This is a genomic window from Halosolutus amylolyticus (assembly GCF_023566055.1).
GTDB lineage: Archaea > Halobacteriota > Halobacteria > Halobacteriales > Natrialbaceae > Halosolutus > Halosolutus amylolyticus.
This window is the reverse complement of the sequence record NZ_JALIQP010000001.1, coordinates 995,290-1,019,793: the sequence shown is the minus strand read 5'-3', so window position 1 is coordinate 1,019,793 and position 24,504 is coordinate 995,290. Positions and strand designations below refer to the sequence as shown.

At 66.0% G+C, this 24,504-nt stretch carries 18 protein-coding genes; 9 read left to right on the top strand and 9 right to left on the bottom strand.

From position 1 onward, the window contains the following. Window positions 1-12: 12 nt before the first annotated feature. A complete protein-coding gene (locus MUN73_RS04875; protein ID WP_250139315.1) occupies window positions 13-498 on the bottom strand; it encodes a PaaI family thioesterase in 486 nt (161 codons plus the stop codon). Window positions 499-807: 309 nt separating this feature from the next. Here MUN73_RS04875 and MUN73_RS04865 point away from each other — a divergent pair, with 309 nt between their 5' ends. Then, window positions 808-1,251 carry a DUF4385 family protein gene (locus tag MUN73_RS04865; RefSeq protein WP_250139314.1) on the top strand — a complete coding sequence of 148 codons (444 nt, stop codon included), beginning with the start codon at window positions 808-810 and terminating at the stop codon, window positions 1,249-1,251. Window positions 1,252-1,278: 27 nt separating this feature from the next. Here MUN73_RS04865 and MUN73_RS04860 read toward each other — a convergent pair whose 3' ends face one another. Then, complete coding sequence (locus tag MUN73_RS04860; protein WP_250139313.1) at window positions 1,279-2,217, bottom strand: DUF8155 domain-containing protein; 939 nt, start codon at window positions 2,215-2,217, stop codon at window positions 1,279-1,281. 46 nt (window positions 2,218-2,263) lie between these two features. Here MUN73_RS04860 and MUN73_RS04855 point away from each other — a divergent pair, with 46 nt between their 5' ends. Both MUN73_RS04855 and MUN73_RS04850 read left to right on the top strand, forming a co-directional pair. Then, entirely contained in the window at window positions 2,264-2,986 is a 723-nt protein-coding gene (locus MUN73_RS04855; protein ID WP_250139312.1) for a lipoate--protein ligase family protein, read from the top strand. Between the two features lie 117 nt (window positions 2,987-3,103). Beyond that, the gene (locus tag MUN73_RS04850; protein ID WP_250139311.1) at window positions 3,104-3,595 is read left to right on the top strand and encodes a DUF7529 family protein; all 492 of its coding nucleotides are present in this window, start codon (window positions 3,104-3,106) and stop codon (window positions 3,593-3,595) included. Between the two features lie 229 nt (window positions 3,596-3,824). Here the strand turns inward: MUN73_RS04850 and MUN73_RS04845 are convergent, their stop codons facing one another. Beyond that, window positions 3,825-4,622, bottom strand: a complete 798-nt coding sequence (locus MUN73_RS04845; RefSeq protein WP_265339098.1) for a DUF5806 family protein — start codon at window positions 4,620-4,622, stop codon at window positions 3,825-3,827. Between the two features lie 116 nt (window positions 4,623-4,738). After that, window positions 4,739-6,682, bottom strand: a complete 1,944-nt coding sequence (locus MUN73_RS04840) for a beta-propeller domain-containing protein (protein WP_250139310.1) — start codon at window positions 6,680-6,682, stop codon at window positions 4,739-4,741. A 185-nt stretch (window positions 6,683-6,867) separates the two neighbouring features. Between MUN73_RS04840 and MUN73_RS04835 the strand changes: the two genes are divergently transcribed. Together MUN73_RS04835 and MUN73_RS04830 are read left to right on the top strand one after the other, a co-directional pair. Beyond that, on the top strand, window positions 6,868-8,004 hold the full coding sequence (locus MUN73_RS04835) for a thiolase family protein (protein WP_250139309.1): 1,137 nt from the start codon (window positions 6,868-6,870) through the stop codon (window positions 8,002-8,004). A gap of 702 nt (window positions 8,005-8,706) precedes the next feature. After that, complete coding sequence (locus tag MUN73_RS04830) at window positions 8,707-9,033, top strand: hypothetical protein (RefSeq protein ID WP_250139308.1); 327 nt, start codon at window positions 8,707-8,709, stop codon at window positions 9,031-9,033. A 21-nt stretch (window positions 9,034-9,054) separates the two neighbouring features. On the opposite strand, the gene MUN73_RS04825 is transcribed toward MUN73_RS04830, so the two are convergent. Further along, the gene (locus MUN73_RS04825; protein ID WP_250139307.1) at window positions 9,055-10,740 is read right to left on the bottom strand and encodes an aldehyde ferredoxin oxidoreductase C-terminal domain-containing protein; all 1,686 of its coding nucleotides are present in this window, start codon (window positions 10,738-10,740) and stop codon (window positions 9,055-9,057) included. A 182-nt stretch (window positions 10,741-10,922) separates the two neighbouring features. Here MUN73_RS04825 and MUN73_RS04820 point away from each other — a divergent pair, with 182 nt between their 5' ends. From MUN73_RS04820 to MUN73_RS04810, 3 genes are all read left to right on the top strand, one after another. After that, entirely contained in the window at window positions 10,923-11,123 is a 201-nt protein-coding gene (locus MUN73_RS04820) for a hypothetical protein (RefSeq protein WP_250139306.1), read from the top strand. A gap of 157 nt (window positions 11,124-11,280) precedes the next feature. Beyond that, a complete protein-coding gene (locus MUN73_RS04815) occupies window positions 11,281-11,853 on the top strand; it encodes a magnesium transporter (RefSeq protein ID WP_250139305.1) in 573 nt (190 codons plus the stop codon). Further along, a complete protein-coding gene (locus tag MUN73_RS04810) occupies window positions 11,850-12,449 on the top strand; it encodes a magnesium transporter (RefSeq protein ID WP_250139304.1) in 600 nt (199 codons plus the stop codon). Before MUN73_RS04815 ends, MUN73_RS04810 begins: the two co-directional genes overlap by 4 nt. A 44-nt stretch (window positions 12,450-12,493) precedes the next feature. On the opposite strand, the gene MUN73_RS04805 is transcribed toward MUN73_RS04810, so the two are convergent. The 4 genes from MUN73_RS04805 to MUN73_RS04790 form a co-directional block, all read right to left on the bottom strand. Continuing rightward, window positions 12,494-14,515, bottom strand: coding sequence for an AMP-dependent synthetase/ligase (locus tag MUN73_RS04805; RefSeq protein ID WP_250139303.1), 2,022 nt, complete (start codon window positions 14,513-14,515; stop codon window positions 12,494-12,496). A gap of 223 nt (window positions 14,516-14,738) precedes the next feature. Continuing rightward, entirely contained in the window at window positions 14,739-15,020 is a 282-nt protein-coding gene (locus MUN73_RS04800) for a HalOD1 output domain-containing protein (RefSeq protein WP_250139302.1), read from the bottom strand. A 135-nt stretch (window positions 15,021-15,155) separates the two neighbouring features. Continuing rightward, window positions 15,156-15,818, bottom strand: a complete 663-nt coding sequence (locus MUN73_RS04795) for a helix-turn-helix domain-containing protein (protein ID WP_250139301.1) — start codon at window positions 15,816-15,818, stop codon at window positions 15,156-15,158. Between the two features lie 157 nt (window positions 15,819-15,975). Further along, complete coding sequence (locus MUN73_RS04790) at window positions 15,976-17,919, bottom strand: AMP-dependent synthetase/ligase (protein ID WP_250139300.1); 1,944 nt, start codon at window positions 17,917-17,919, stop codon at window positions 15,976-15,978. Between the two features lie 1,196 nt (window positions 17,920-19,115). Here MUN73_RS04790 and MUN73_RS04785 point away from each other — a divergent pair. Then, window positions 19,116-24,461 carry an AMP-binding protein gene (locus MUN73_RS04785; RefSeq protein WP_321575754.1) on the top strand — a complete coding sequence of 1,782 codons (5,346 nt, stop codon included), beginning with the start codon at window positions 19,116-19,118 and terminating at the stop codon, window positions 24,459-24,461. Window positions 24,462-24,504: the final 43 nt, after the last annotated feature.

The window sequence follows — 24,504 nt, the reverse complement described above, 5'->3', positions numbered from 1 at the left end:
GCCGTCCGCCGCTCACTCCTGTCGGAAAATCCGATACGCGCCCTGCCCGGTCGCGACCGCTCGCGTCTCGCCATCGGGGGTCGTGCTCTCGACGGTCACCTCGCTGACGCCGACGGTGCCGCCGACGCGGATCACGTCGGCCGTCGCCGTGAGATCGCCCGTCGCGGGCTGGAGGTAGTTGACGTTCAGGTTGATCGTCGCGATGCTCACGGCGATCGGGTTCTCGAGTTCGGTCCGGAGGACGAACCCGCCGGCGGTGTCGATGAGCGTCGCCGCGATGCCGCCGTGGATGTCCGGGCGCGCGTCCGAATCGACGTAGGGGCGGACGTTCGTCAGTTTCTCGTCGTAGGGAATCGAGAGCGTCATCGTCCCGGAGCCGACGTCGTCGACCTCCGTCCCGATCCACGAGAGAAACTCCTGGTACTCCTTGATGTATCCCTGTAGCAACTCCTCGAGGTCGTCGAAGCCGTCCGGCGACTCCGGTTGGTCCGCGCTCATGACCCGTCGTCTGCTAGCGACGCTCTTGATCCCTGCGTTTCGCGGGTTTCCCGTTGTCGAGGATTCATTCGTCTGGCGCCCGTCGAACACGTATGTCGGACTCGACGGACGACGGACCGGAGTACGACGTCGACTTCCGCGAAAACCCCGGCGCATACGAGATCGGCCGCGGCGAAGAAGGCGTCTCGCAACCACCTTTTTTCCGTTCGGGTTCGCTCGCGTCGCGAGCTCACCGCTCACGCAAAAAATCTGGACCAAAAAAGACTGCGTCCTCGCTTCGTTCGGTCGCGGCGACGAACGGTGGTCGACGTGACTGAAGATCCGGAATACGACGTCGACTTCCGCGAAAACCCCGACGCGTACGAGATCGGCCGCGGCGAAGAAGACGTCTTCAAGGTCGAACCGTACAAGAGCGAGTTGCTGCCGCTGTGGTCGTACACGGACGAGGAGGCGGCCCAGGAGTCGGCCGAAGCGATCTACGATCGCTACGAGGGCTACCGCGAGGACGGCGAGTTCCCGGGGATGGACATGGCCCGCAAATACCTCCAGATGGGGTACACCAGAGCGATGCGGTACGCGAAGTACCCGGGTGGTCGCAAGTACGACGAGGACGGAACCGAGCGCGAACCGCATCAGTGGGCCGACGAGGACAAACGGGCGGCGGCACTCATCTTCGAGGAATACTGGAAGCGCGTTCGCGAGGACGAGGCCTACCAGCGGGCGAAAGACCGCCATCGAGAGCGCCGGGAGTAGGACGGGACAGAACGGGACCTGGCAGAACTATCGATCGCCACCCGTCGCCGAATCGCGTTCGACCCGCACCCGGACCGACTCGCCGACGTCGAACGATCGATCGGGACAGATCAGTTTCGCGCCGAAGTCGGCGTCGCGGGCGCAAAACAGCGAGAGGCCGGTGATCGGGCCGCCGTTCGCGGTGACGGTCACGTCGTCCCACGTAATCGTCCGGCCGTCGACGACGCCGAGTCGATCGCCGTTCAGGGAGACCGGGCTGCCGTCCGCAACCGGGCGGCCCCGATCGAGCAGACCGCCACCGTCGTAGTGCGGGAGTCCGCCGTCGAGGACGCCGCCGTTGGATCGCCTCGCGCCGCTCGGTTCGCCCACCTCCGCACGGACGCCGACGAACGCCTCGCCGGGATCGGGATGGGTCGGCGCATCGAGGACGGCGTAGGTGTCGCCGGTTTCGACGACGGTGCCGGTCCCGTCCCAATGGAGCGGTTCGAGGTCGATCCCGAGATCGATCGGGAGTGATCCCGACGCTCGGTGGGGGTTCCGATCGGGCGGGCGGAAGCCGACGTGGAGGTGGTTGTCGACCCACGGCGCGAAGAAACCGGCCCGGACGAGGTCGCCCAGTGAGTCTCCGCGGGCGACCCGATCGCCGGCCGCGACCGCGGGGTCGACGTGGAGCACGCGGGCCGTCAGTCCCGCGAGATCCCCCGGTCCCTCGCACTCGATCAGGATCAGGTGGTCGTGGGCGGGCGCGTAGGGTTTCGGCGGTGCCGTCACGGTCCGGGTCTCGAGGACGGTCCCGGAGACGGGACTCGGCGCGGCGGTCGTCCTGCCGTCGCGGAGGGTCCCGGGGTACAGGTCGATCGCGCGGCCCTCCTCGTGGGCGCGGTAGGGCGAGTTGTAGAGCGAGAAGCGCTCGTACTGGGTCAACAGCGACGCGGGGAGCGTGACGGCCGTCACAGTCGTCCGCATGGACGTGCCGGGAGCGTTTAGGTGCATCGAGACGAACGCTCCCGGCATGCACGTGTTCCGGGGACGGGCGGGGACGATCGAGGCGGATCGCGACGTGAGCCGGCACCTCCTCTCGGTCGCCGACGACGGCGAACCCGCGGTTCGCGTCTGGGTTCCCCACCGGCAGGTCGCGTTCGGCCGCCGAGACGCCCGTCTCGACGGCTACGATCGCGCCCGGGAGGCCGCCCGGGAGCACGGCTTCCCGCCCGTCGAGCGGAGCGTGGGCGGCCGGGCCGTCGCCTACGACGGCGAGACGACCATCGCGTTCGCCCGCGCCGAGCCGATCGACGACTTCCGGGAGGGGACCGACGAGCGGTACGATCGCCTCACGGGCGCACTCGAGTGCGTCCTCGAGGAGTTCGGCCTCGAGATCGATCGGGGTGAGCCCGACGACGCGTTCTGTCCGGGCACTCACTCGCTGTCGGCGATCGACGCACAGGGCCGACGGCGAAAACTCGTCGGGATCGCCCAGCGGGTCCGGCGCGGGGCCGCCCTCGTCGCCGGCATTCTGCTCGTGGCCGGCCGAGAGGAACTCGCGAGCGCCCTCGCCGACGTCTACGGGGCGCTCGGGGTTCCGCTGACCCCGGCGACCGTCGGGAGCGTGCAGGCCGCGGGCGGCCCCGGAGATCCAGCGCGGATCCGGACCGCGATCGAAGACGCCCTCGTCGGGGACGATCACGGCTCGATCACCGTCGAGAACGTCGGCGAGGACGCGGACGACGATCGGTGACCGGCGAATCCGGACCCGCGATCGTCGGCCCCGTCCGGCGGTCGTCGGTGAACACTGTTTTTCGCCCTCGACCCGTTGGTGGGGTATGGACACCCGATCGAACGGAGGGCGGTCCCGATGAGCGACGAGAACCGCGCACCGACGACTGCGCCGGAGTGGGACGAACTGGTGGCGGACGCGTCGGCGATCGCCGACGAGTACCGGGAGAACGGCTGGGACGCCGTCGTCCTCGACCCCGAGGCCGTCGATCCCGTCGCGGACGACGACCGGGCCGGGATGCACGTCACGGTGTCGCCGGACGAGTACGATCTCGTCGAGTCCCTCGTCGAGAGCGACGGCGGCGGCTTCGAGTCGGCGAACGTGTACTACCTCCCGGCCGACGGTGCCGATCGGCGATTCGCGATCGCGGTCGAGCGCGACGAGACGACCGAGACCGCGGTCATCGTCCCGCTGACGTACTCGATCTCGGCGGCGCGGTCGGTCCTCGAGCGGGCGCTGTACGAGGAGGAACTGCTGGTCCACGTCCGGCCGGACTCGGCCGCGGAGTGGATCGTCTTCTCCCACGAGGATCCGTCGCTGTTCGTCGAGGAGTCGGACGTTCGCGCCTAGAGCGAAGAGTAACCGCATCGGCCAGCAGACCGCGCGACCGCCGCCGACACGACGGCCGTCTGCGCATTCATCGTTCTGAAACCAGTAGGAAAATCTATACTATTCGGGGACGGATACCTCTCGTGCTGGTGGCGGTCCGGTCGGGTCACCGACCGCGAACCTCTCGACAGGGAACAGGGGGCACGGAACCGGCGACGGCACGGATCGCCATCGGCGTTTGCCGAGCGCGTTATTCGGTCTCCTGCTCGCGGAGTTCCTCGCTCGCCTCGCGGACCTCGCGCATCACCGACGAGATCCGTTCTTCGGCCTCGAGTTCCTCTTCGACGGAGAGGTCCACGCCCTCGACCTCCAGCAGGAACTTCGCGACCTCGGTCGACTCGTACATCACGTCGTCGAGTTCCTCCGCGGTGAAGAAGTCACACATCGCCCCGTAGAGGAAGGTCGCGCCCGCCTTCCGGACCTTCTCCTCGAACGAGGAGCGGGCCTGGTTGACCGCCTGCGGCGTGTAGGTGTCCGTCATGAACGGCACGAGTTCCGGCAGGTTCTCGCCGATCTTGGTCATCTCGACGCCGGTTTCGGTGCGAAAGTCCGAACAGAGGCGCGCGATCGCCCACTCGCGGGCAGTGACGTAGGTCCGATCGCGCAGGAACTCGTTGACCCGATCGTACTGGGCCCCGTCCATCTTTTTGAACCGGGCGTACTTCCGGACGTCCTCGGGGACGTCCGACTCCTCGGGGTCGGGATCCGGGACGCCGGGCATCGTTCCCGCTTCGTCGTCGGCCGACGCGGCTTCCGTCGCGCCGCCGTTCGCGGCCGCGTCTCCGTTCTCGTCCGGGGCAGGAGACGTCCCGGCCTGATCCGTCGTTGCCCGATCCGTCGCATCCGGTCGTCCGTCGATCGAGTCGGGTTCCGGATCGTCGGCGTCTCCATCCCGATCGTCTCCGTCGCCGTCCTGGTCCGCTCCGTCCCGATCGGTCCCCGTGGGTCGGTCGTCGGTCGGCCGATCGAGGTGCTCGTCTCCGTCCATGGACTGGCATTGCCAAACGGACGGCAAAAGGATTCCCCTCGGTCGGGACTGTCAGTCCTGCCCCCTCGATCGCGATCGATACCGTCGGACCGGCGCAGGAACGGGGCGTTCGATCGCTACAGGTCGATCCGGGTCTCCTCCTCCCAGGTGGTCTGGTCGAGGACGACCGCTTCGTCCCCGCCGAAGATGTAGAGGTAGTCGTCGACGTACATCGCGCGCGTACCGTGGCCGCCGACGTCAACGCGGGCGACCTCGTCGAGGTCGCCGCCCTCGTAGCCGAACACGTAGCTGTGCTCGCTCCCCGGGACGAAGAACACGCCGTGGGCCTCGTCCTGCAGGAAGGCGGTGTGGGTCCGGCTGACGTCGCTGTAGCGCTCGTCGTCGAGGATCACCGAGTCGCGCTCGATCGGGTCGTCGCGATCGCTCACGTCGAACAGCGAGAGCTTTGGCTGTCGATCCTCCTGTCCGACGCCGAGCACGAGGTCCTCCTCTAGCGGGTGGAGGTACTCGGAGAAGCCCGGCAGTTTGAGTTCGCCCTCGACGATCGGATCGGTCGGGTCCGAGAGGTCGAGCGTGTAGAACGGGTCGATCTCGCGGAAGGTGACGACGTAGCCCTCGTCGCCCTCGAAGCGCACGGAGTAGACCCGCTCGTCGACGCCGAGTCCCGTCACCGAGCCGACCGTCTCGAGGTCCGAATCGAGGACGTAGACGTCGTTTTCGGAGTCGACGCCGTGGCTCCGGGGGATCGTCGTCGCGATGCGGACGTGGTCGTCGTGTTCGTCCAGCGAGAACTGGTTCAGCGGGTAGCCGGGCACCTCGCCGTTCCCGTCGGCGGTCAGGTCGCCGTCGATGTCGATCCTGACGATCCCGGTCCGGGTGAGGTCCCGCTGGTTGTCCGCGACGTACGCCGCCAGGCCCTCGTCGAACGCCCGCTGAGATTCCCTGCGGTCCGTGTCGTCCATCCCACTGTACCAGCCGTCGAGGATCTCGCGGAGTTCGACCGACTTCGCTCGCTCGGAGATGTCGAGGCCGTCGAGCGTCCGCACCCGATCGCGGACGGTCTCGTCGACCACCTCGCTGCCGTTCTCGCTCAGAAGGTACGATCGCAGCAGGTCGTACTCCGAGGTCGATCGCGTGTACGAGAGGTAGATCGCCTCCTCGGAGACGTAGGTCGCAGAGTGAGACTGCGAGCCGATCACGCTCTCCTCGCTGTCGACGTCCCCCGTCTCGGGATCGACGCGCATGGCGGTGTAGACGACGTCCGCGTCGGCCGGCGCGTCGGGACGGACGACGTCGGTGCACTCGATCGCGCGGTCCCCGAACGGCTCGATCGGACAGGGATCGCTCCCGGGTCGATCGACGAGGACGAGATAGAGGTCGCCGTCGTAGAGGCGGGCGGTGTCGATCCGGGCCTCGAGGTCCTTGCGCCACTGCTCTTCGGGGTCGGCAGGGTCGCTCACGTCGTAGCCGGCGACCTGGTCGTGGCCGAGCACGACGAGCGTGTCGTTCGCGAGCAACAGCGTCCCCGAGAGCGGGATCGAGCCGATCGACTCGGGGTCCGCGGGGTCGCTCACGTCGACGATACTCGTCTCGTCCCACCGCGGGGTGTAGCGAACGTCGGAATAGTAGACCGACTCGCCGTCGGTCTTCAGTACGTCCGGTTCGTCGAGCGCGGCCTCCTGGACGTTCGTCTCGGAGTGGCGCGGTTCGCCGCCGGTTCCGCCGCCAGCGTCGCCGCCGGAATCCGCCTCGTCCGCTCCGTTCGCGGCGTCCATATCCTCCTCGACCGCGACGTCGTCACCGCCTGCTCGAGCGACGGTCGGTCCGACCGGCCGGACGAGTCCCGATCGATCGTCGTCGAAGTAGTCGGCGAACGCCTCGTCGGATTCGAAGGTCGACAGGGTCGCCGCGGACGGCTCCTCGAGCGGCGATCCCGACCGATCGTCCCCGGCCGCGTCGGCGCTCGTGTCGTCGAACACGCCCGTGAGGCCGACGCCGATCGCCGACCCGACGAGCAACGCCGCGAGGGCGACCGCGATCAGTGTGGTTCGATCACGCATGGTCTGCAAAACGTATCACTGTGATAAGGAGACACCGCAAGGTAAAACGCCGATTTCAGCCTCGAGATGATCGTGAACCGCCTCGGGGTCAAGCCCCGTGGCATTCGCCTCGACAGCCTGTAAACCGCCAGCCCGCTCCAGGGAGTTGTACCGGATTTAAGTTAATGAGGGACATTCGGTACTGTATGTCACAGACACCTGTCGTTGTCGAGGCAGTGCGAACCCCACAGGGGAAAGAAGACGGCGTCTTCGCTGACGTTCGGAGCGAGGACCTGTCGGTGCCGCTGATCGACGAGATCCTCGCCGAGACCGGACTCACCGGCGAGGACGTCGACGACCTGATGTGGGGCTGTGCCCAGCAGCGCGGCGAACAGGGCAACAACATGGCCCGCGTCATCGCCCTCCTCTCGGAACTCGGCGAGGACGTCCCCGCGACGACGATCAACCGCTGGTGTGCCTCCTCCATGCAGTCGGTCATCTCCGCCTCCGACGCGATCGCCGCGGGCAACCGTGACGCGATCATCGCGGGCGGCGTCGAGTCGATGAGTCGCGTCCCGATGGGCGAGAACACCCCGAACGTCCACCCCAAGATGGCCGAACTCTACAACATGGGCGAACTCCAGATGGGGATGACCGCCGAGAAGGTCGCCGAGGAGTACGGCGTCAGCCGCGAGGAGCAGGACGAGTACGCCGCCCGGAGCCAGCAACGCGCCGCCGAGGCGACCGAGGAGGGTCGCTTCGACGACGAGATCGTCCCGATCGAGACCGAGGACGGCACCGTCACCGAGGACGAGGGCATTCGCCCGGGCACCACCGCCGAGAAGCTCGCCGAACTGCCGACCGTCTTCAAGTCCGACGGCACGGTCACGCCCGGTAACGCCTCGCAGATCTCCGACGGGGCCTCCGCCCTGCTCGTCACGAGCGAGGCGTTCGCCGAGGAACACGACCTCGAGATCATGGCCGAAATCGGCAAGAACAACGTCGCCGGCGTCGACCCGACCGTCATGGGAATCGGGCCGGTGCCCGCCACGCGTGGCCTGCTCGAGCGCAACGGCCGCGACATCGACGAGTACGATCTCGTCGAACTCAACGAGGCGTTCGCCAGCCAGTCGATCTACTCCCGCGACGAACTCGGCATCGACCCCGAGATCTTCAACGTCAACGGCGGCGCGATCGCGATCGGCCACCCGCTCGGTGCCTCCGGCGCTCGCCTGCCGGTGACGCTGATCAACGAACTCCAGAAGCGCGGCGGCGGCCTCGGCCTCGCGACGCTCTGTGTCGGCTTCGGGCAAGGTGCGGCGATCGAGTTCGACGTCAACTAGGGCCTTCTGCTTCGGTTTTCCGGTTTTCGTCGTCGTAGCGACGGGACGGTTGCAGCTCACGATCGACAGCAGACGGAGTTGCGGTACCGAGTCGATCGAGAACACCACGGGAGGGCTTTCGTGGTGTTTACAGCGGCCGCTATCATCGCCGTATCCGATCACGGACCGTCATACAGCCGGTCAGTTGGCTCTGTTGGAATCCTTGCCAGTTGATAGGAACAGTGTGCGAGATACAGAGCATGAGTGCAGCAGGCCAGTTCAGTTTATTTCACACCAACTCTGGCGAACCATCCGGCCAACAGATCCTGGATATTGCACAATATATGGCTGCGGAGTATGATAAACAAACTTTTAACACATTCTCACCCTCACTGATGTATGGATGCAATAAAAGAGGGTCTTCTCGGAGTTCAAACGACATTGGTTAGCATCTGGGTTCTGGTTTACTCTTTCCACTCACAGAGCGCGGATGGGTTCTGGGTCAGTGTCATCTTTCTGTTCATCGGAACAATTGTTGTAGGTTCAGCGCTTTCATCCAGCGATTCATCCTGAGGCTGCACGAAACGATCACCACTTTCGCAGATCGAGCTGAATCTCGTGCAATATTCGCGCTTTCTATTCAGCGCGACCGCCGAAATCTATCGTCTTTTGAGGGTTCCAACGAGGCCGGTCAGTTTAGTATTCACGGGCCGTAGGACGGGTATGAGCACGCTCCTGCTGGCGGCGATCGTCGGCGTTCCGCTGGCCTGGCACCTCGGGCTCACCGCGTTCACCTACTACGATGCCGATCGGGTCGGCCTCGAGCCCCGCGAGAAGTGGACGGCGATCACGTTCTGCATCCCGATCTTCGGCTTCTTCATCTACCTCTTCGAGCGGAGCGAACTGTCCTACGATCCCGAAAGCGACCCGTACCGGGGGAACAACTTCAACATCCACCCCTCGCGGGCCGACGACGCGCCGCTGCGGTCCCGGGGGGACGATCGGCTCTCGCCGGACGACGAACCGGACGAGTCCGATCGGCGCGAGTGAGCGATCGCCGTCGGGTACCGATCAGTCGTCGGCCGGTGCCGCGGTGTCGCTCTCGACCGCGCTCTCGGGGACGGTCCCGTCCTCGTTCCAGCCGCGTTCGTCGTAGTACTCCTGCAGGGCGGACTCGAAGTCGGGTAACTCGTACGGGAGCCGATCGTCGCGCTCGTCGAAGCCGCGCTGGTTGTTGAAGTGGCGTTCGAGCGAGACGACGCGACCGCCGAGTTCGAGCAGGTCCTCGTAGTCGGCGTCGAGCAGCGTCGTCAGGCGGTCCTCGTCCACGAAGTCCCGCGAGAACTTGCAGAGGACGGCGCTGTCCTTGATCGCGTTGATATTCTCGAGTTCGACGATCTTCGGCGGCTTGCCGTCGAGTCCCGCCTTGTCGAAGGCCTTCTCGGCGTCGACCAGCGGGTACTCGTAGGGGTAGAACTCGGCGTACATGTGGTCGGCCCCGCGGTTCGAGGTCGCGAAGGCCAGTCCCTGTCCGTTCAGGGTGCGCCCGTCGTGGGCGGAAAACTCCATGCCCTTCACGGACCAGTTCTCGACGCCGAGGTCGTCGTGAATCCGATCGATCCCCTCCGCGAGTCGATCGCCGATCCCCTCGCGGTAGGCGATCTTCTCCACCGTCTCGTGGATCAGGTCGGCGTTGCCGAACTCGTCCTCGCTCTCGAGGTACGCCGCGACGACGTCGCCCGCCGAAATCGTGTCGAGGCCGAGGTCGTCACACAGTTTGTTCGACTTCATGACGTCGACGACGTCGTCCACGCCCGCGTTCGACCCGAACGACATGACCGTCTCGTACTCGGGCCCCTCGGTTTCGAGGCCGGTCTCCTCGTCCCGGGTGGGAAGCTTGCACGCGAACGCACACGCCGAGCAGGTCCCCTTCTCGTACTTCTTCTCGGCGACCGCGTCGCCGCCGATGTCGGCGGCTCCCTCGAAGGAGAGTTCGGAGAAGTACCGCGTCGGCAGCGCCTCGACCATGTTGGCGTACTCGGTGACGGAGGTCGTCCCCGACTCTTTCATCGGATGGTCGGCCTGGGCCGCCTCCCGGTGGACGTCGGTCTGGAGCGGCGGAATCTCGACCCCGCGGGTCGAGTCGCCGTCGAAGGTGATCGCCTTGACGTTCTTCGCGCCCAGGGCCGCGCCGAGTCCGCCCCGGCCGAACGCCCGCTCCTCGGAGGTCATGATCGAGGCGAAGCGGACCTCGTTCTCGCCCGCGGGACCGACGACGACGGTGTGTTCGGAGCCCAGCCCGTGCTCCGTCTCGATGTACTCGCAGGTCTCCGGGACGGTCGCCTCCTCGAGGTCCGGGACCGCCTCGAACTCGATTCCCTCGTCGGTGACGTGGACGATCACGAGGTCGTCGCTCGCGCCAGTCACCTCGACGGCGCTGTACCCCGTTCCCGTGAAGTTCCGCGAGAGGAAGCCACCAGCGTTCGAGGAGAGCAATCCGTCAGTGAGCGGCGAGACGCCCGTCGCCGACATCCGGCCCGTGAAACTCATCGTCGAGTGCTGGAGCGGCCCCGTCGCGAAGTAGAGCCGGTTGTCCGGTCCCAGCGGATCGGCGTCGAACGGGATCCGATCGTGGGCCAGTTTCGTCCCCAGCCCCCGGCCGCCGACGTACGTCTCGAGGACGTCGTCGATCGGTTCCGTCGAACCGGTTCGGTCGCCGACGTCGATCGAACACAGCGGTCCCCGTACGTGTTTCATGTGTCAGTACGTGACAGGCCCGACCTCAAATCGGTATCGGTTCATCGAACCGCGACGTTCACCGGACGGCGACGATCAGCTCCGACGATCGCCACGGCGACAGGGCCGTTCCCACAGGATCCCACGGATCGACTGGGTTGTTAGGGTCAAGAGCGAATATCTCTCGAGTCGGACGGGCTGGCATGAGAGAGTGGGCCGACACCGACTGCCCGGTCTGTGACGCACCGTTGCGGGTCGGGATGCCACAGGGAGCGAGCGTCTTCGGGATCACCACCGGTCCGGATCCGGCACTCGAAACCGAGATCGACGCCGACGCTCGGCGGCGACGGCTGACGGCCCGCTGTCCGGACGGCCACCTCGCCCACGTCTACTACGGATTTTGATCGAGAGCGTCGGGGAACGGGGTTGATCCACCGCGGAACCGATCGACGACGAACGACGCGATCGACGGAAACCGGCGGAACGAGATCGCGGTCGACGGGGATCGACCGCCCGTCCGAGGATCAATACTTAATGGGACGGGGACGGACCTACGGACAGATGTTGGGCCACGACACCGCCCTCGACGTCTATCGGCAGGCGTTGCCGGTCATCCTCGTCAGCCTCGTGGCGGGTCTGTTCGCCGGCACGCTGCTCGGTACCGAGACGATGCGCGAGGGGATCGAGAGCGTCCCCGGAATCTTGCTCCTGTTGCCCGCCTTCCTCGCGACTCGCGGCGGCGTCTACGGGTCGCTCGGGGCCCGCCTCTCGAGCGGTCTCCATCAGGGGCTGATCGACCCGCACTTCGAGTGGAACGGCCGCCTCAGGAACGCGATCGTCGCCTCGTTCCTGAACGGGATGATCGTCTCCGTCTTCATCGCCGTCCTCGCGTGGGGCGTCCTGCTCGCGCTGGGGCGGGACGGAAGCCTGCTCGAACTCGTCGTCGTCCTGGTCATCGCAGCCCTGCTGAGTGCGTTCGCGATGCTCGGGGTGTTGCTCACCGTGATCTTCAAGGGCTACCGGCGCGGCCTCGACCCGGACAACATTATCGGCCCGGTCGTGACGACCGTCGGCGACGTTTTCGGCGTCGCGTTCTTGCTGATCGGCATCGCCGTCGCGGGGGCGGTGCTGTGAGCGCCGGCGGCGACGTCCTCCACGGCGAAGATCTGGACGACCCGATCGGCGACTGGACCGTCGGCAACATCGTCACGACGCTCGTCCCGCTGCTGGCCGCCCTCTCGGTCCTGCAGATGGTCTCGGGAACCGTCCTCGAGAGCTTCGAAGAGGAGTTGCTCGCGAACCCCGCACTGCTGGTCCTCGTGCCGGTGATGATCGGGACCGCCGGCAACCTCGGCTCGATCATGTGCGCGCGGCTCTCGACGCAGCTCCACCTCGGGACCCTCGAGTTCTCGCCCGACAACCCCGCCATCCGGGCGAACGTCGGGGCGGTCATGGGGCTGGCCGCGACGGTGTTCGTCCTGCTCGGGATCGCCTCGTGGGCGATCGGCCGCGCCCTGGGCGGGACGCTCGGTCTCGGGACGCTCCTGCTCGTCACGATCGTCAGCGGGATGCTACTCGCCGTCTGGGTCGTCGTCGTCAGCTCCGTCGCCGTCTACGCCTCCTATCGGCTCGGCTACGATCCCGACGACACCACGATCCCGGTCGTCACCAACGTCTGTGACATCAGCGGCGTGCTCATCCTCTTTACCGTGGTCTGGCTCGTGGTCTGAGTAGCCTCGATCGCGAACGAAAACGATCGACGCGGCCGGCCGGATCAGGCCGTCTGCTTCTCCCGCGTTTCGCCCTCGTCGTAGATGTCCGCGACCTGGTCCTCGTAGGCGTCCAGAATGACCCGGCGCTTCTTCTTCATCGTCGGCGTCAGCATGTCGTTGTCCTCGGTGAACTCCACGGGGACGAGGCGGAACTCCTTGATCGTCTCGTGGGCCTCGAACCGCTCGTTGACCTCGGCGACGGCCGCCTCGACGCGATCGCCCACCCAGTCGTGTTCGCAGACGGCCTCGGGATCGGCCGGCAGGTCGATCCCCTCCTCGTCGGCGAGCCGCCGAAGCGGCTCGAAGTTGGGGACGATGAGCGCGCCGACGAACTTCTCGCCGTTGCCGACCACCAGACACTGCTCGACGACGTCGATCGCCGCGAAGGCGTCCTCGATCGGGGCCGGCGCGACGTTCTTCCCCGTCGAGAGGACGACGAGCTGTTTCGATCGCTCGTGGAAGACCATGTAGTCGTCGGGGCGGATGGTGACGATGTCGCCGGTCCGGAACCACCGTCCGGAAGACGAGTCTTCCGACTCCCCGGTCGCGTCGCTTCCGGGGACGTCGTCCGTGAACGCCTCGTCCGTCGCCCGCGGCTTCTCCCAGTATCCCTCGAACACGTTCGGCCCCTTCACCAGGAGCTCCCCGGTCTCGCCGAGCGTGTCGATCGTCTCGCTGTCCGGAATCACCGTCTCGTCGACTGCCACCTCGCAGTCGACGACCGGCGGGCCGATCGTGCCGATCTTCGCGTTCTCGGGCGGATTCGTCGAGACGACGGGTGCGGTCTCGGTGAGCCCGTACCCCTCGAAGATGGGCAGCCCCATCCCGTGATAGAGGGTACAGAGGTCCGCAGAGAGCGTGCCGCCGCCGCTGACGAGGAACTCGACGTTCCCGCCGAGCGCCTCCTTGACCTGGCTGAAGACGAGTTTGTCCGCGATCGTCCGCTTGAGTTCGAGGATCGCACCCGGGTTGTCGGCCCGGTGGTAGTCGCGGCCGACGTCGGTCGCCCACTCGAAGATGCGCTCCTTGAGCGGCGACTCGCTGGCCTGTTCGCGGATCGCGTCGTAGATCTTCTCGTAGACGCGGGGAACGCTGGTCGCCCCCGTCGGCCCGACGAGGCTGAAGTCCTCCTGGAGCGTGTCGACGCTCTCCGCGTAGGCGACGGTGCTCCCGGCGGCGAACATCATGAAGTGCCCGCAGGTCCGCTCGAAGACGTGGGCCAGCGGCAGGTACGAGACGAGTCGACTCTCCGAATCGATCGCCGGCACGTCGTCGGGCTTGTCGTCCCGCGGGCCGTACCGCCGGTAGATCTGGTTGACGTTCGTCCGGAAGTTTCGATGGGTGAGTTTCACGCCCTTCGGCTGACCGGTCGTCCCGCTGGTGTAGATGATACTCGCGAGGTCGTCGACGTCGACCGCCTCGAGCCACTCGTCGTACGTCTCCGGATCGTACGCCGCAACGCCCTGCTCGTACACCTCCGCCAGCGTGTAGACTCCCTCCCGATCGGCGTATTCGTCGCCGGGGTCGTCGATCGAGACGATAAACTCGAGGTCGAGTTCGTCCTCGACCTCGAGGACGCGCTCGAGCAGGTCCTCGTTCTCGACGACGACCCCGCTGGCACCCGGGTCGTCGAGCAGGTACCGCGCCTGATCCGGCGAAGAACTCTTGTAGACGGTCGTGACGACCGCGCCCGCCGAGAGCAGGGCGAAGTCAGACTGCGCCCACTCCATCCGGGTATCCGAGAAGATGCCGACGCGATCGCCCGCGTCGATCCCGAGCGATCGAAAGCCCGCCGCCAGCGAGCGCACGATGTCGCCCATCTCCTCGTAGGTCAGACTCGCGTACTCGCCGGTCGGTGCCGGCTCGAACGCCGTCCCCGCGAGACTCCGATCGTAGACGCCGCCCTTGTACTGCTGGGCGGTCCCCGTCGCGTTTCGCTCGACGGTCGCGTCGAACAGCCGCCCGATCGGCTCCATCCCCAGCACCTCACTCGAAAAGTCCCGTTCCGCGTGCTGCCGTTCCATGGGTCGTTCTACCATGTCCCGGGCGTGTCATTAAATTAGGGGTCCGTCCCGGACGGTTCGGCGAACCGGGAATCCGGGTCTGGAGGAGTGAACGACGGCCTCGGAGGGGATGGCGGCAGTGCCGTGAGCCGCAGCCCCCGCGACACTACCAGCGGCGACGCTGCCGTGGCACTGCTGGATACCGACGCCGCCGGTCCGGCACTGTCGGGCCGACGACGCACGGTCAGGACCGCTCGCGGAGTTCGACGACCTCTCCGTCGACGAGTCGAACGTCGTACGTTGCGAACGTGAACCGCACGACGCCGCGCCGCGTCGATCGGTTCGTGTCGGAAAACAGTCGATCGAGCGCCGCCGGATCCACGGTGTCGTACAGGACGGCGGTCTCGGTCGGATCGCCGCCTGACGCCTCGGTGACGGCCCGGAGCACAGCCATCGACGGGTCCTCGTCGTCCCTCACCGCGGTACGGATCGGCCACTCCTCGCGGGGCGCACGCGATCCAGTCATGGACGATCAGCCTCGACGTGCCGGGGATCGGACGGGGGACTCACACCGTCCCCTACACGTCGTCCGGCGATGAAACTGCGTCTTCACCGCTTCGGACGTTTATCACAGGGTACATCGGACGCCGCCCACGGCGGGTCACGCTCCCCGTTCGGCACACTGTACGACGGTCTGGGAGAGGAGGTTCGTGAGTCCGCGGCGGAGTCGACCGGTAACCGCCGCCTTCGAGACGTCGAGTTCGTCGCCGAGTTCCGCCAGGGTGGCCTGCCTGGGTGTCTCGAAGAAGCCGGACTCGACGGCCGTCACCAGCGTCTCGTACTGTTTCTCCGTGAGGTCGTACCGGGACGCCGGATCGACCTCGAGCGTCGTCCGCAGCCGATCGAGTTCGAGGTCGACGTCGTTCTCCCGGGTGCGTGCCTGGAATTGCTCGACCCGCCCCTGATCGCGAAAGCGGAGTTCGAACGACCACGCCTCCCCCGCGCCGACCCCGCTGGTCACCGTGGCCCCCGACTCGACGATCGCGCGTGCGAACGCCCCGACCGTGCCGTTTCGCTCGATTCGGTAGAGCCGACCGTCCTCGAACCGTTCGATCGATTCGAGACGCCGCACCGTCGGATCGGCGCGGATGTCGCCTTCGATCCGGTCGTACCGATCGTCGGCCCGGACGATGACGAACGGCATGCGCCCGTGCTGGGTCGGGACGACGCGATCGAGTTCGAGGGTCAGGTCGTCGTGACGATCGAGCACGCGGCCGAACGAGACCGCCGCCGGCGGGACCGTCACCTCGGCAACGAACGCCATGTTGTCCGGGTCCCGCCACCATCACACGGATAACAGTTCCGACGCTTGCGGACGATTGCGACGATCGAAACCGTCCGATCGCGACGGGCGGGCGGCCGATCGGCGCCGACGGCGGAAGGGATCTCGTTCGATCGATGCCGACAGCCGAAGGGGCCGGTTACGCCTCGGCGTAGATCCGATCGACCCGGTCCTCGAACCGGTCCATGATGACCCGGCGTTTCTTCTTCATCGTCGGCGTCAGCATGTCGTTCTCCTCGGTGAACTCCTGAGGGACGAGTTCGAACTGCTTGATCGTCTCGTGCTTCTCGAAGTCCTCGTTGACCCGATCGACCTCCGCTTCGATGTACTCGCGGACGCGGTCGTGGTCGACCAACGCCTGGGGATCGTCGGGGACGTCGATCCCCTCCTCGGCGGCCCACTCGCGGACGTGCTCCGTGTTCGGGACGATGAGCGCGCCGATGAACTTCTCGCCGTCGCCGACGACCATCGCCTGCTCGACGCGCTCGCTGGCCGCGAAGGCGTCCTCGATCGGGGCCGGCGCGACGTTCTTCCCCGTCGAGAGGACGATGATCTGCTTGGCCCGATCGCGGAACTCGACGTAGCCGTCGGGCCGCAGGTGGACGATGTCGCCGGTGCGGAACCAGCCGTCCTCCGTAAACGCCCGATCGGTCGCACCGGGCCGTTCCCAGTACCTCTCGAAGACGTTCGGTCCCTTGACGAGGAGTTCGCCGACCTCGCCGGGGTCGTCGAAGGCCTCCTGGTCGGCGACGGACTCGTCGATCCGCAACTCCACGTCCGGGAGCGCCGGCCCGATGGTGCCGATCTTCGGCTCCTCGGGGGGGTTGACCGTCACGACCGGCGCCGTCTCCGTGAGTCCGTACCCCTCGTAGATCGGCAGCCCCATCGCGTGGTAGAGCCGACAGAGTTCCGGCGAGAGGCTCCCGCCGCCGCTGATCAGGAGTTCGATGTTGCCCCCGAGCGCCTCGCGGACAGTCGAGAACACCAGTTTGTCGGCGAGCGACTGTTTCGCCCCCAGGATCGGGCCGGGGTCGTCGGCCTGCTGGTACTCCACCCCGACGTCGGTCGCCCACTCGAAGATGCGCTTCTTGACCGACGACTCGCTGGCCTGCTCGCGGATCGCGTCGTAGATCTTCTCGTAGACCCGCGGGACGCTGGTGGCGGTGTTCGGCTGGACCGTGCCGAAGTCCTCCTGGAGCGTCTCCGGATCCTCCGCGTACGCGACGCAGGCACCGCTGGCGAAGAGCAGGAAGTGGCCCGAGGTCCGCTCGAAGACGTGGGCCAGCGGCAGGTACGACACCGACTGGACCCGCTCGTCGATCACCGGTACGTCGTCCGGTTTGTCGGGCCGTGGGCCGTACCGCTTGCGGATCTGGGTGACGTTCGAGCGGAAGTTCGCGTGGGTCAGTTCGACCCCCTTCGGCTTGCCCGTCGTCCCGCTGGTGTAGATCATGCTCGCCAGATCGTCCATCTCGGGTTCGTCGACCCACGTCTCGTAGGTCTCGAGGTCGAACGCCGCCTCACCCCGATCGTGGACGTCGGCCAGGGTCATGACGTCGTCGCGATCGTCGTAGCCGTCGAATTCGTCCATCGAGACGATGAATTCGAGGTTGAGATCGTCCTCGACTTCGAGGACGCGCTCGAGGATCTCCTCGTTCTCGACGACGACCCCGCTCGCGTCCGGGTCGTCGAGCAGGTACCGCGCCTGATCCGGCGAGGAACTCGTGTAGACGGTCGTGACGACCGCGCCCGCCGAGAGCAGGGCGAAGTCAGACTGCGCCCACTCCATCCGGGTGTTCGCGAAGATGCCGACGCGATCGCCCGTTTCGACGCCGAGGTCGCGAAAGCCCGCCGCGAGGTTGCGGACGATTCCACGCATCTCCGTGTAAGATATCGGCCGGAACTCCCCCGGCGAAGCGGCCGGCAGCACCGACTCGGTCAGGGATCGGTCGTAGACGCCACCCTTGTACTTCTGCGCCGGGCGATTCGGATTGCGCTCGGCCGCGTTCTCGAACATCCGTCCGAGCGTCGTCTCCCCGGTCACCTCGTCCTCGTACTCCCGTTCGGCGTCCCGCCAGTTCATATACGCGTGACAGTACCTCCCGAGCGATAAAACGTGATGAAACTGATCGCACCTGTAGTCCCGTTTATCACATCCCGGAGACGTGCGCTTTCGGACGATAGGACTGAGCGAGAGCGCGATCGGGAACAATCGTGAAAGAACAGCAATAGCGCATAATGTCAATTCAATAGATAATAGTCGCAACTGAAACGACTTACACATCGATCGCAAATCTGTCCTGCAATCAGGTGTGCATCGACGCTCGGTTGCGACGATAATTTGATACGTGTCGTCGCGGGAGCGATCGACGGCACGCGGAACGGGACACGTGACCGGAACCGCGAATTCGTTCCGCGGTCGTCGAAATCGAGTATCGCGATCTACCAATTCTACGTTATACATTCAGAAATGGTAGAAATACGTTACCAGAGATCTAGTCGGGAGAACACCAGTCCAGACACGAGAGAGAACGGTCCGAGCGAAGGGGGAGGTGTTCGATCGACAGGAGTACGATCCGGATCGTTGTCGTCCGGAGAACGCGAACGGAATAGCGCGTTTAATGGACAGAAGGGACAATATCGCTGGTTAGAGGAGAGGCACCTCCAGTAACTCGGCAGCGAGTCGAAAGCGATACCGATCGACGACGCAGTCGTCGATGGTACGACTCCGACCGAGAACGCCGAGCCGATCGGCCGTAGATATGAGACAATATTTTATAGTCAAAGTGTAGTTAGATAGTTCTTAGTATAGGTGATTGTATATGTCGAATACACCGCCAATCGATCGGACGCCGGAGTTCGACTTCCGTCGGTGCCGACGTGCGCCGACGGTCGGTTCGAACGTGGGCCGACCGCCGACGGTGGACCGGCCGTCCAGTACGCGGACGTCGTGTACCGGCGCTGGAGGTCCGGAGCGGACGTGATCCCGGTCGATCGGTTGCGAACCTGGCGAACGGCACTCGCGGACGGCCGGTCGGATCGATGGATCGGGTACGTATCGCCGGCGATACCGGGCAGCGATCGAACAGCAGTCGCGATAGACGACCGTTCTCGGCCCGGAAAGATCCCTCCTAGAGATTGTCTCACGAAATACTCTTTGCCTAGCAGGTTCATGATGTGACTCGTACAATGGCGGGTTCGAATTTCGCCGGAGAAGAGTCAAGTATCGACAGATCGATTCGATCGAATCCGATTCGGACCGGCGAGGACTGGAAGGCGATGCGGGAGCGAGTCGAGGAGGATCCGGGCGAATTTCACGGTTCGATCGCGAAACGTGAACTGCACTGGTACCACGAGTCGGACGGGGAGTGGCTGTCCTGGAGCGACGACGAGGAAACCTGGACCGGATACGAGGACGGGACCGGTTCGTCGGTCGAACGGGAGTACGCCGAATCTCACGAACCGTGGGACGTGGCGTTCGACGACTCGTCGCCGCCCCAGTACGAGTGGTTCTCTGGCGGCCTCACCAACGCCTGTTTCAACGAGATCGATCGTCACGTCCTCGCCGGCCACGGCGACGAGACGGCGTTCCACTTCGAGGGCGACAGGTGGGACCAGTCGAAGAACGACGGGCGCGGCGGACCGGTCGTGTCGAAGGACATCTCCCGGCGCGAACTCCTCGTGAACGTCGTCTCCGCGGCCCAGGTGCTTCGGAACCTCGGGCTCGAGAAGGGCGATCGGATCGCGCTGAACATGCCGAACATCATGGAGCAGATCTACTACACCGAGGCGGCGAAGCGTCTCGGGATCGTCTACACGCCGGTGTTCGGCGGGTTCAGCGACAAGACGCTCTCCGATCGCATCGCGCGACTCGGTGCCGACGTGTTGATCACGAGCGACGGCGGCTACCGGAACGCGGAGGTCGTTCCGTACAAGGAACAGTACGCCGATCCCGCGCTCGACGAGTACCTTCCCGTGGAGACGGTGACGGATATCGTCGGGCGGACGCTCGTCGACCTCGACGTCGACGACCACCACGCGAACGCCATTCTCGAGGGCGTCGACCAGGCGATCGCCGGCGAAGCGACCGTCGATCGGGGCCAGGCCATGCGCGGTGTCGGGAACGCGCTGGTGGAGTTCGACGACCTCTCGGGCGAGGAGAAGTCCGAAATCCGGACCGAGATCGCTCGGGCGCTGGTCGACTCCGGCGAACGGGTCGAGCGAGTCGTCGTCGTCGAGCACACGGGCCAGGAGATCCAGATGCACGACCGCGACGACTGGTCGTCGGACCTGATCGACGACGCGCAGGCGGACGTGCTGGCGAACGCTCGCGACGCCGGCGCGGACGTCGAGACGATGGGGGACCTGTACGACCTCCCGGACCGGGAACTGGTGCGGGCGCTGTGGGCGACCGCTCGTCCCGTGCCGGTCGACGCGGAGTATCCACTGTTCGTCATCTTCACGAGCGGGTCGACGGGCAAGCCGAAGGGGGTCGTGCACGTCCACGGCGGCTACACGGCTGGAATCGCCCACACGATGAAGGTCTCGTTCGACGTCGTCCCGGGGGAGGACACGATGTTCGTCATCGCCGATCCCGGCTGGATTACGGGCCAGTCCTACCTCATCAGTGCCTCGCTGTCGACCCGGACGACGAGCATCCTGCTCGAGGGCGCACCCGTCTACCCCGACGCCGGCCGGTTCAGTTCCGTCATCGAGCGGTACGGCGCGACGGTGTTCAAGGCGGGAGTGACCTTCCTCAAGGGGATCATGGAGGACGACGAGAGCGTGAGCGACGTGCGCGAGTGGAGCACCGATTCGCTACGCGTCGCGACGTTCTGTGCCGAACCGGTGAGTCCGGCGGTCCAGGAGTTCGGCATGGAGGAGATCTGCGAGTGGTACATCAACTCCTACTGGGCCACCGAACACGGCGGCATCGCCTGGACGCACTTCTTCGGCAACGAGGACTTCGAACTCAGACCGGACGCGCACAACTACCCGCTGCCCTGGATCTTCGGCAACGTCTGGGTCAAAGAAGAGGAACACCCGGACGGATCGATCACGTGGCGCGAGGCGGAGACCGAAGAGAAAGGCGAGATCATCATCGAGGAACCCTACCCGTACCTGATGCGGTACGTCTGGGGCGACCTCGAGAACTGGGATCCGGACGGCTGGAAAGAGAACTGGAGCGGGAACGCAGAGCGGTTCGAGGACGTCTACTGGGTCCGGAAGGACGGCGAGTACGCCTACCTCCAGGGGGACTTCGCGAAGAAGTACGAGGACCGATCGTTCAGCCTCCACGGACGGTCCGACGAGGTCATCAACGTGTCGGGCCACCGGATGGGGACCGAGGAGATCGAGGGAGCGATCCTGCAGGACAAGCAGGTCAACCCCGACTCCCCCGTCGCGAACGCGGTCGTGGTCGGTGCGGACCACCACGAGAAGGGACTGACGCCCGTCGCGTTCGTCCAGACCAAGCCTAACGAGCGACTGACGAACGAGGCCGAGAAGCGGTTGGCCCGTCTCGTCCGGGAGGAGAAGGGCGTGACGGCGATTCCCGAGACGTTCATCGAGGTCGAGGAGTTCCCGGAGACCCGCTCCGGGAAGTACATGCGCCGGATGCTGACGGCGATGCTGAACGGGGACGACATCGGCGACACGACCACGCTGAAGAATCCCGAATCGATCGACCACGTCCGGCCCAAGTGCGAGCAGTGGCGACGGCGCCAGGACCTCGCCGCCGAACAGGAGATCCTCGAACAGTACCGGAACGTGACGGTGCAGTACAACGCCGTCCGGGGCGCCGACGCCGACGAACAGATCGCGACCGTCACGATCGACAACCCGCCCGTGAACGCGCTCAACGAGCGCGCACTCGACGAACTCAACACCGTCGTCGAGCACCTCGATCGCCGCGAGGACGTCGGCGCGGTCGTGATAACGGGCGCCGGCCCGCGTAACTTCGTGGCCGGAGCGGACATCGAGCAGTTCCTGGATGAAGTTCACGAGTTCGACGAGGCCATCTCGTTCCCGAACAAGGCCCACGAGGCGTTCCGTCGGATCGAGGAGCTATCGGTTCCGGTCGTCGCCGCGGTGAACGGATCGGCCCTCGGGGGCGGTAACGAACTGCAACTCGCCGCCCACTACTCGGTAGCGGATCAGGACGCCGAGTTCGGCCAACCGGAACTCAATCTCAACCTCGTTCCGGGATACGGCGGGACGCAGCGACTGCCGCGCCTGCTGGGCGAGAGCCGCAGAGCCGAGGGCGTCAGGGACGCGGTGAAGATGATCACCAACGGTCGGAACGTCGACGCCGAGACTGCACACGAGATGGGACTCGTCGACGAACTCGAGACGGATCGGACCGCCCGCGCACGGGCGTCCGAACTCGCTCGCGAGCACATCGCGGACGACGGAAGCGTGCTCGCAGACGCTCGCGATCGGCGCCTGCGGAAGCGATCGGCTTGGAACGAACCCGGCGAGTTCCCGGCGGACGTGCTCGACGATCCGATCGTGGAGCGCAATCGGACCCAGTGCGAGCACGTGAGCGAGGGTCGATCGAAGGCGTTCGACCGCGCGATCGAGGCGATCCGGACCGGGTTCGAGGAGGGGATCGAGGCCGGACTGGAGAGCGAAGCGACGCACTTCGCCGAGGCCGTCGTCGATCCCGTCGGCGGAAAAACGGGAATCGAGAAGTTCCTCGACAACGCGAGTGAACCGCTGCCGACCCGGGAGCGAAAGAGCCCCTCGTCGGACGAAATCGAGACGCTTCAGGAAGCCGGCGAGTTGCTTCCGCCGGGTGAACCCTTCTTCCCAGGGGTCGACGAGATTCCGGACTACCAGTACGCCCAGGCCGTCGTCAAGGACGACGAAACCGGCGAAGCCGCCCACGGCGATCCGGACGAGGCGGAGGTCGAGGAGATCGTGCCGGTCGAAGCGCCCGGACCGAACGAGGTGCTGGTCTACGTCCTCGCGAGCGAGGTGAACTTCAACGACATCTGGGCGATCACTGGAGTTCCGGTAAGTCAGTTCGACTCCCACGACCAGGACTACCACATCACGGGGAGCGGGGGCGTCGCGCTCGTCGTGGACGCCGGCGAGGCGGTCAAACGCGAGGGCCGAATCGCGGTCGGCGACCTGGTGACGATCTACTCGGGGCAGAGCGACCTGCTGTCCCCGACGATGGGGCTCGACCCCATGTACGCCGGGTTCTCCATTCAGGGATACGAGGGCCCCAACGGGAGCCACCAGCAGTTCATGCTCGCACAGGCGCCGCAGGTCCTCCCCATCCCCCAGGAGGCGACGATCGAGCAGGCAGGCGCGTACGTCCTCGCGACGGGGACCGTCTGGCGAGCGCTGTTCACGACGCTCGACATCGACCCCCGGACGTCCATGTTCGTCGAAGGCGCTTCGACCGGCACCGGCTGGGAAACGACGAAGCTGGCGACTCGCAACGACGTCGCGGTCACGGGCCTGTGCTCGAGCGACGAGCGAGCCGAACGCATCGAGACCCTCGGTGCGGACGCGATCGATCGGACCGACGACCCGTACGACGATATCTGGGGGCCGATCCCGAAAGACCCCGAGACGTGGGACGAGTGGAAGGAGAACGGCCGGGAGTTCGTCGAGGCGTTCGAGGAACAGCACGGCGGCGAGCGCGCCGATTACGCCGTGAGCCACGCCGGCGAACTGTCGTTCCCGCGAACGTTCCAGTTACTCGGCGAGGGCGGCAAGCTCACGTTCTACGGCGCGTCGACCGGCTACTACCTGACGTTCCTCGGCAAGCCAGGGGCGTCAACGCCGAGCGAGATGTTCGAACGCGCGGCGGTCCGCTCCGGTGATGGGGTGCTCGTCTACTACGGCACCGATACCGGTGACGACGACGTCGTCGACGAGACGGGACTGCGCGCCATCGAAGACGCCCGGGAGGCGGGCGCACGCATCGCGGTCGTCACGTACACAGACGAACAGCAGGAGTTCGTCGAGTCGCTCGGTTACGGCGACGCGGTGGAAGGAACCGTCAGCATCGAGGGACTGAAACGCCGGGAAGACGACTTCCGCTGGCCGGAGACGCTCCCCGACCTGCCGGACGCACAGGAGGACCCCGAGACGTTCAGGCGGACGGTCCAGCAGTTCACTGACGAGGTGTTCAAGCCGCTCGGACGGGCGGTGGGCGAACACCTCCGGACGCCGAAGAACCCGCGTGGCTACCCCGACGTCGTCTTCGAGCGCGCCGACCACGACGCGCTCTTCGTGAGCACCATGCTCACGAAGCCACACACCGGTACAGTGGTCTACAGCGAGGACCTCGAGGACAATCGCTACTCGATGTACGCGCCGCAGGTGTGGATGCGCCAGCGGGACGTGCTGATGCCGACCGCCGAGATACTGGGGACGCACCTGAGCAACGCCTACGAGGTCGAACAGTTGAACGAAGCGATCGACGCCGGCGAGATCGACCTGACCGAGCCGGAGGTCGTCGACTGGGACGACCTCCCGACGGCCCACCAGGCGATGTGGGACAACGAACACGAGGCGAGCAGCTACGTCGCCGAACACGCGCTCCCGGACGAGGGGCTCACCTCGAAGGAGGAACTGTTCCTCGCGTGGGCCGCACAGGACGACTGACGGCCGCGTAACGTCCGGTCATCGCCGAACCGATCGGACTCCG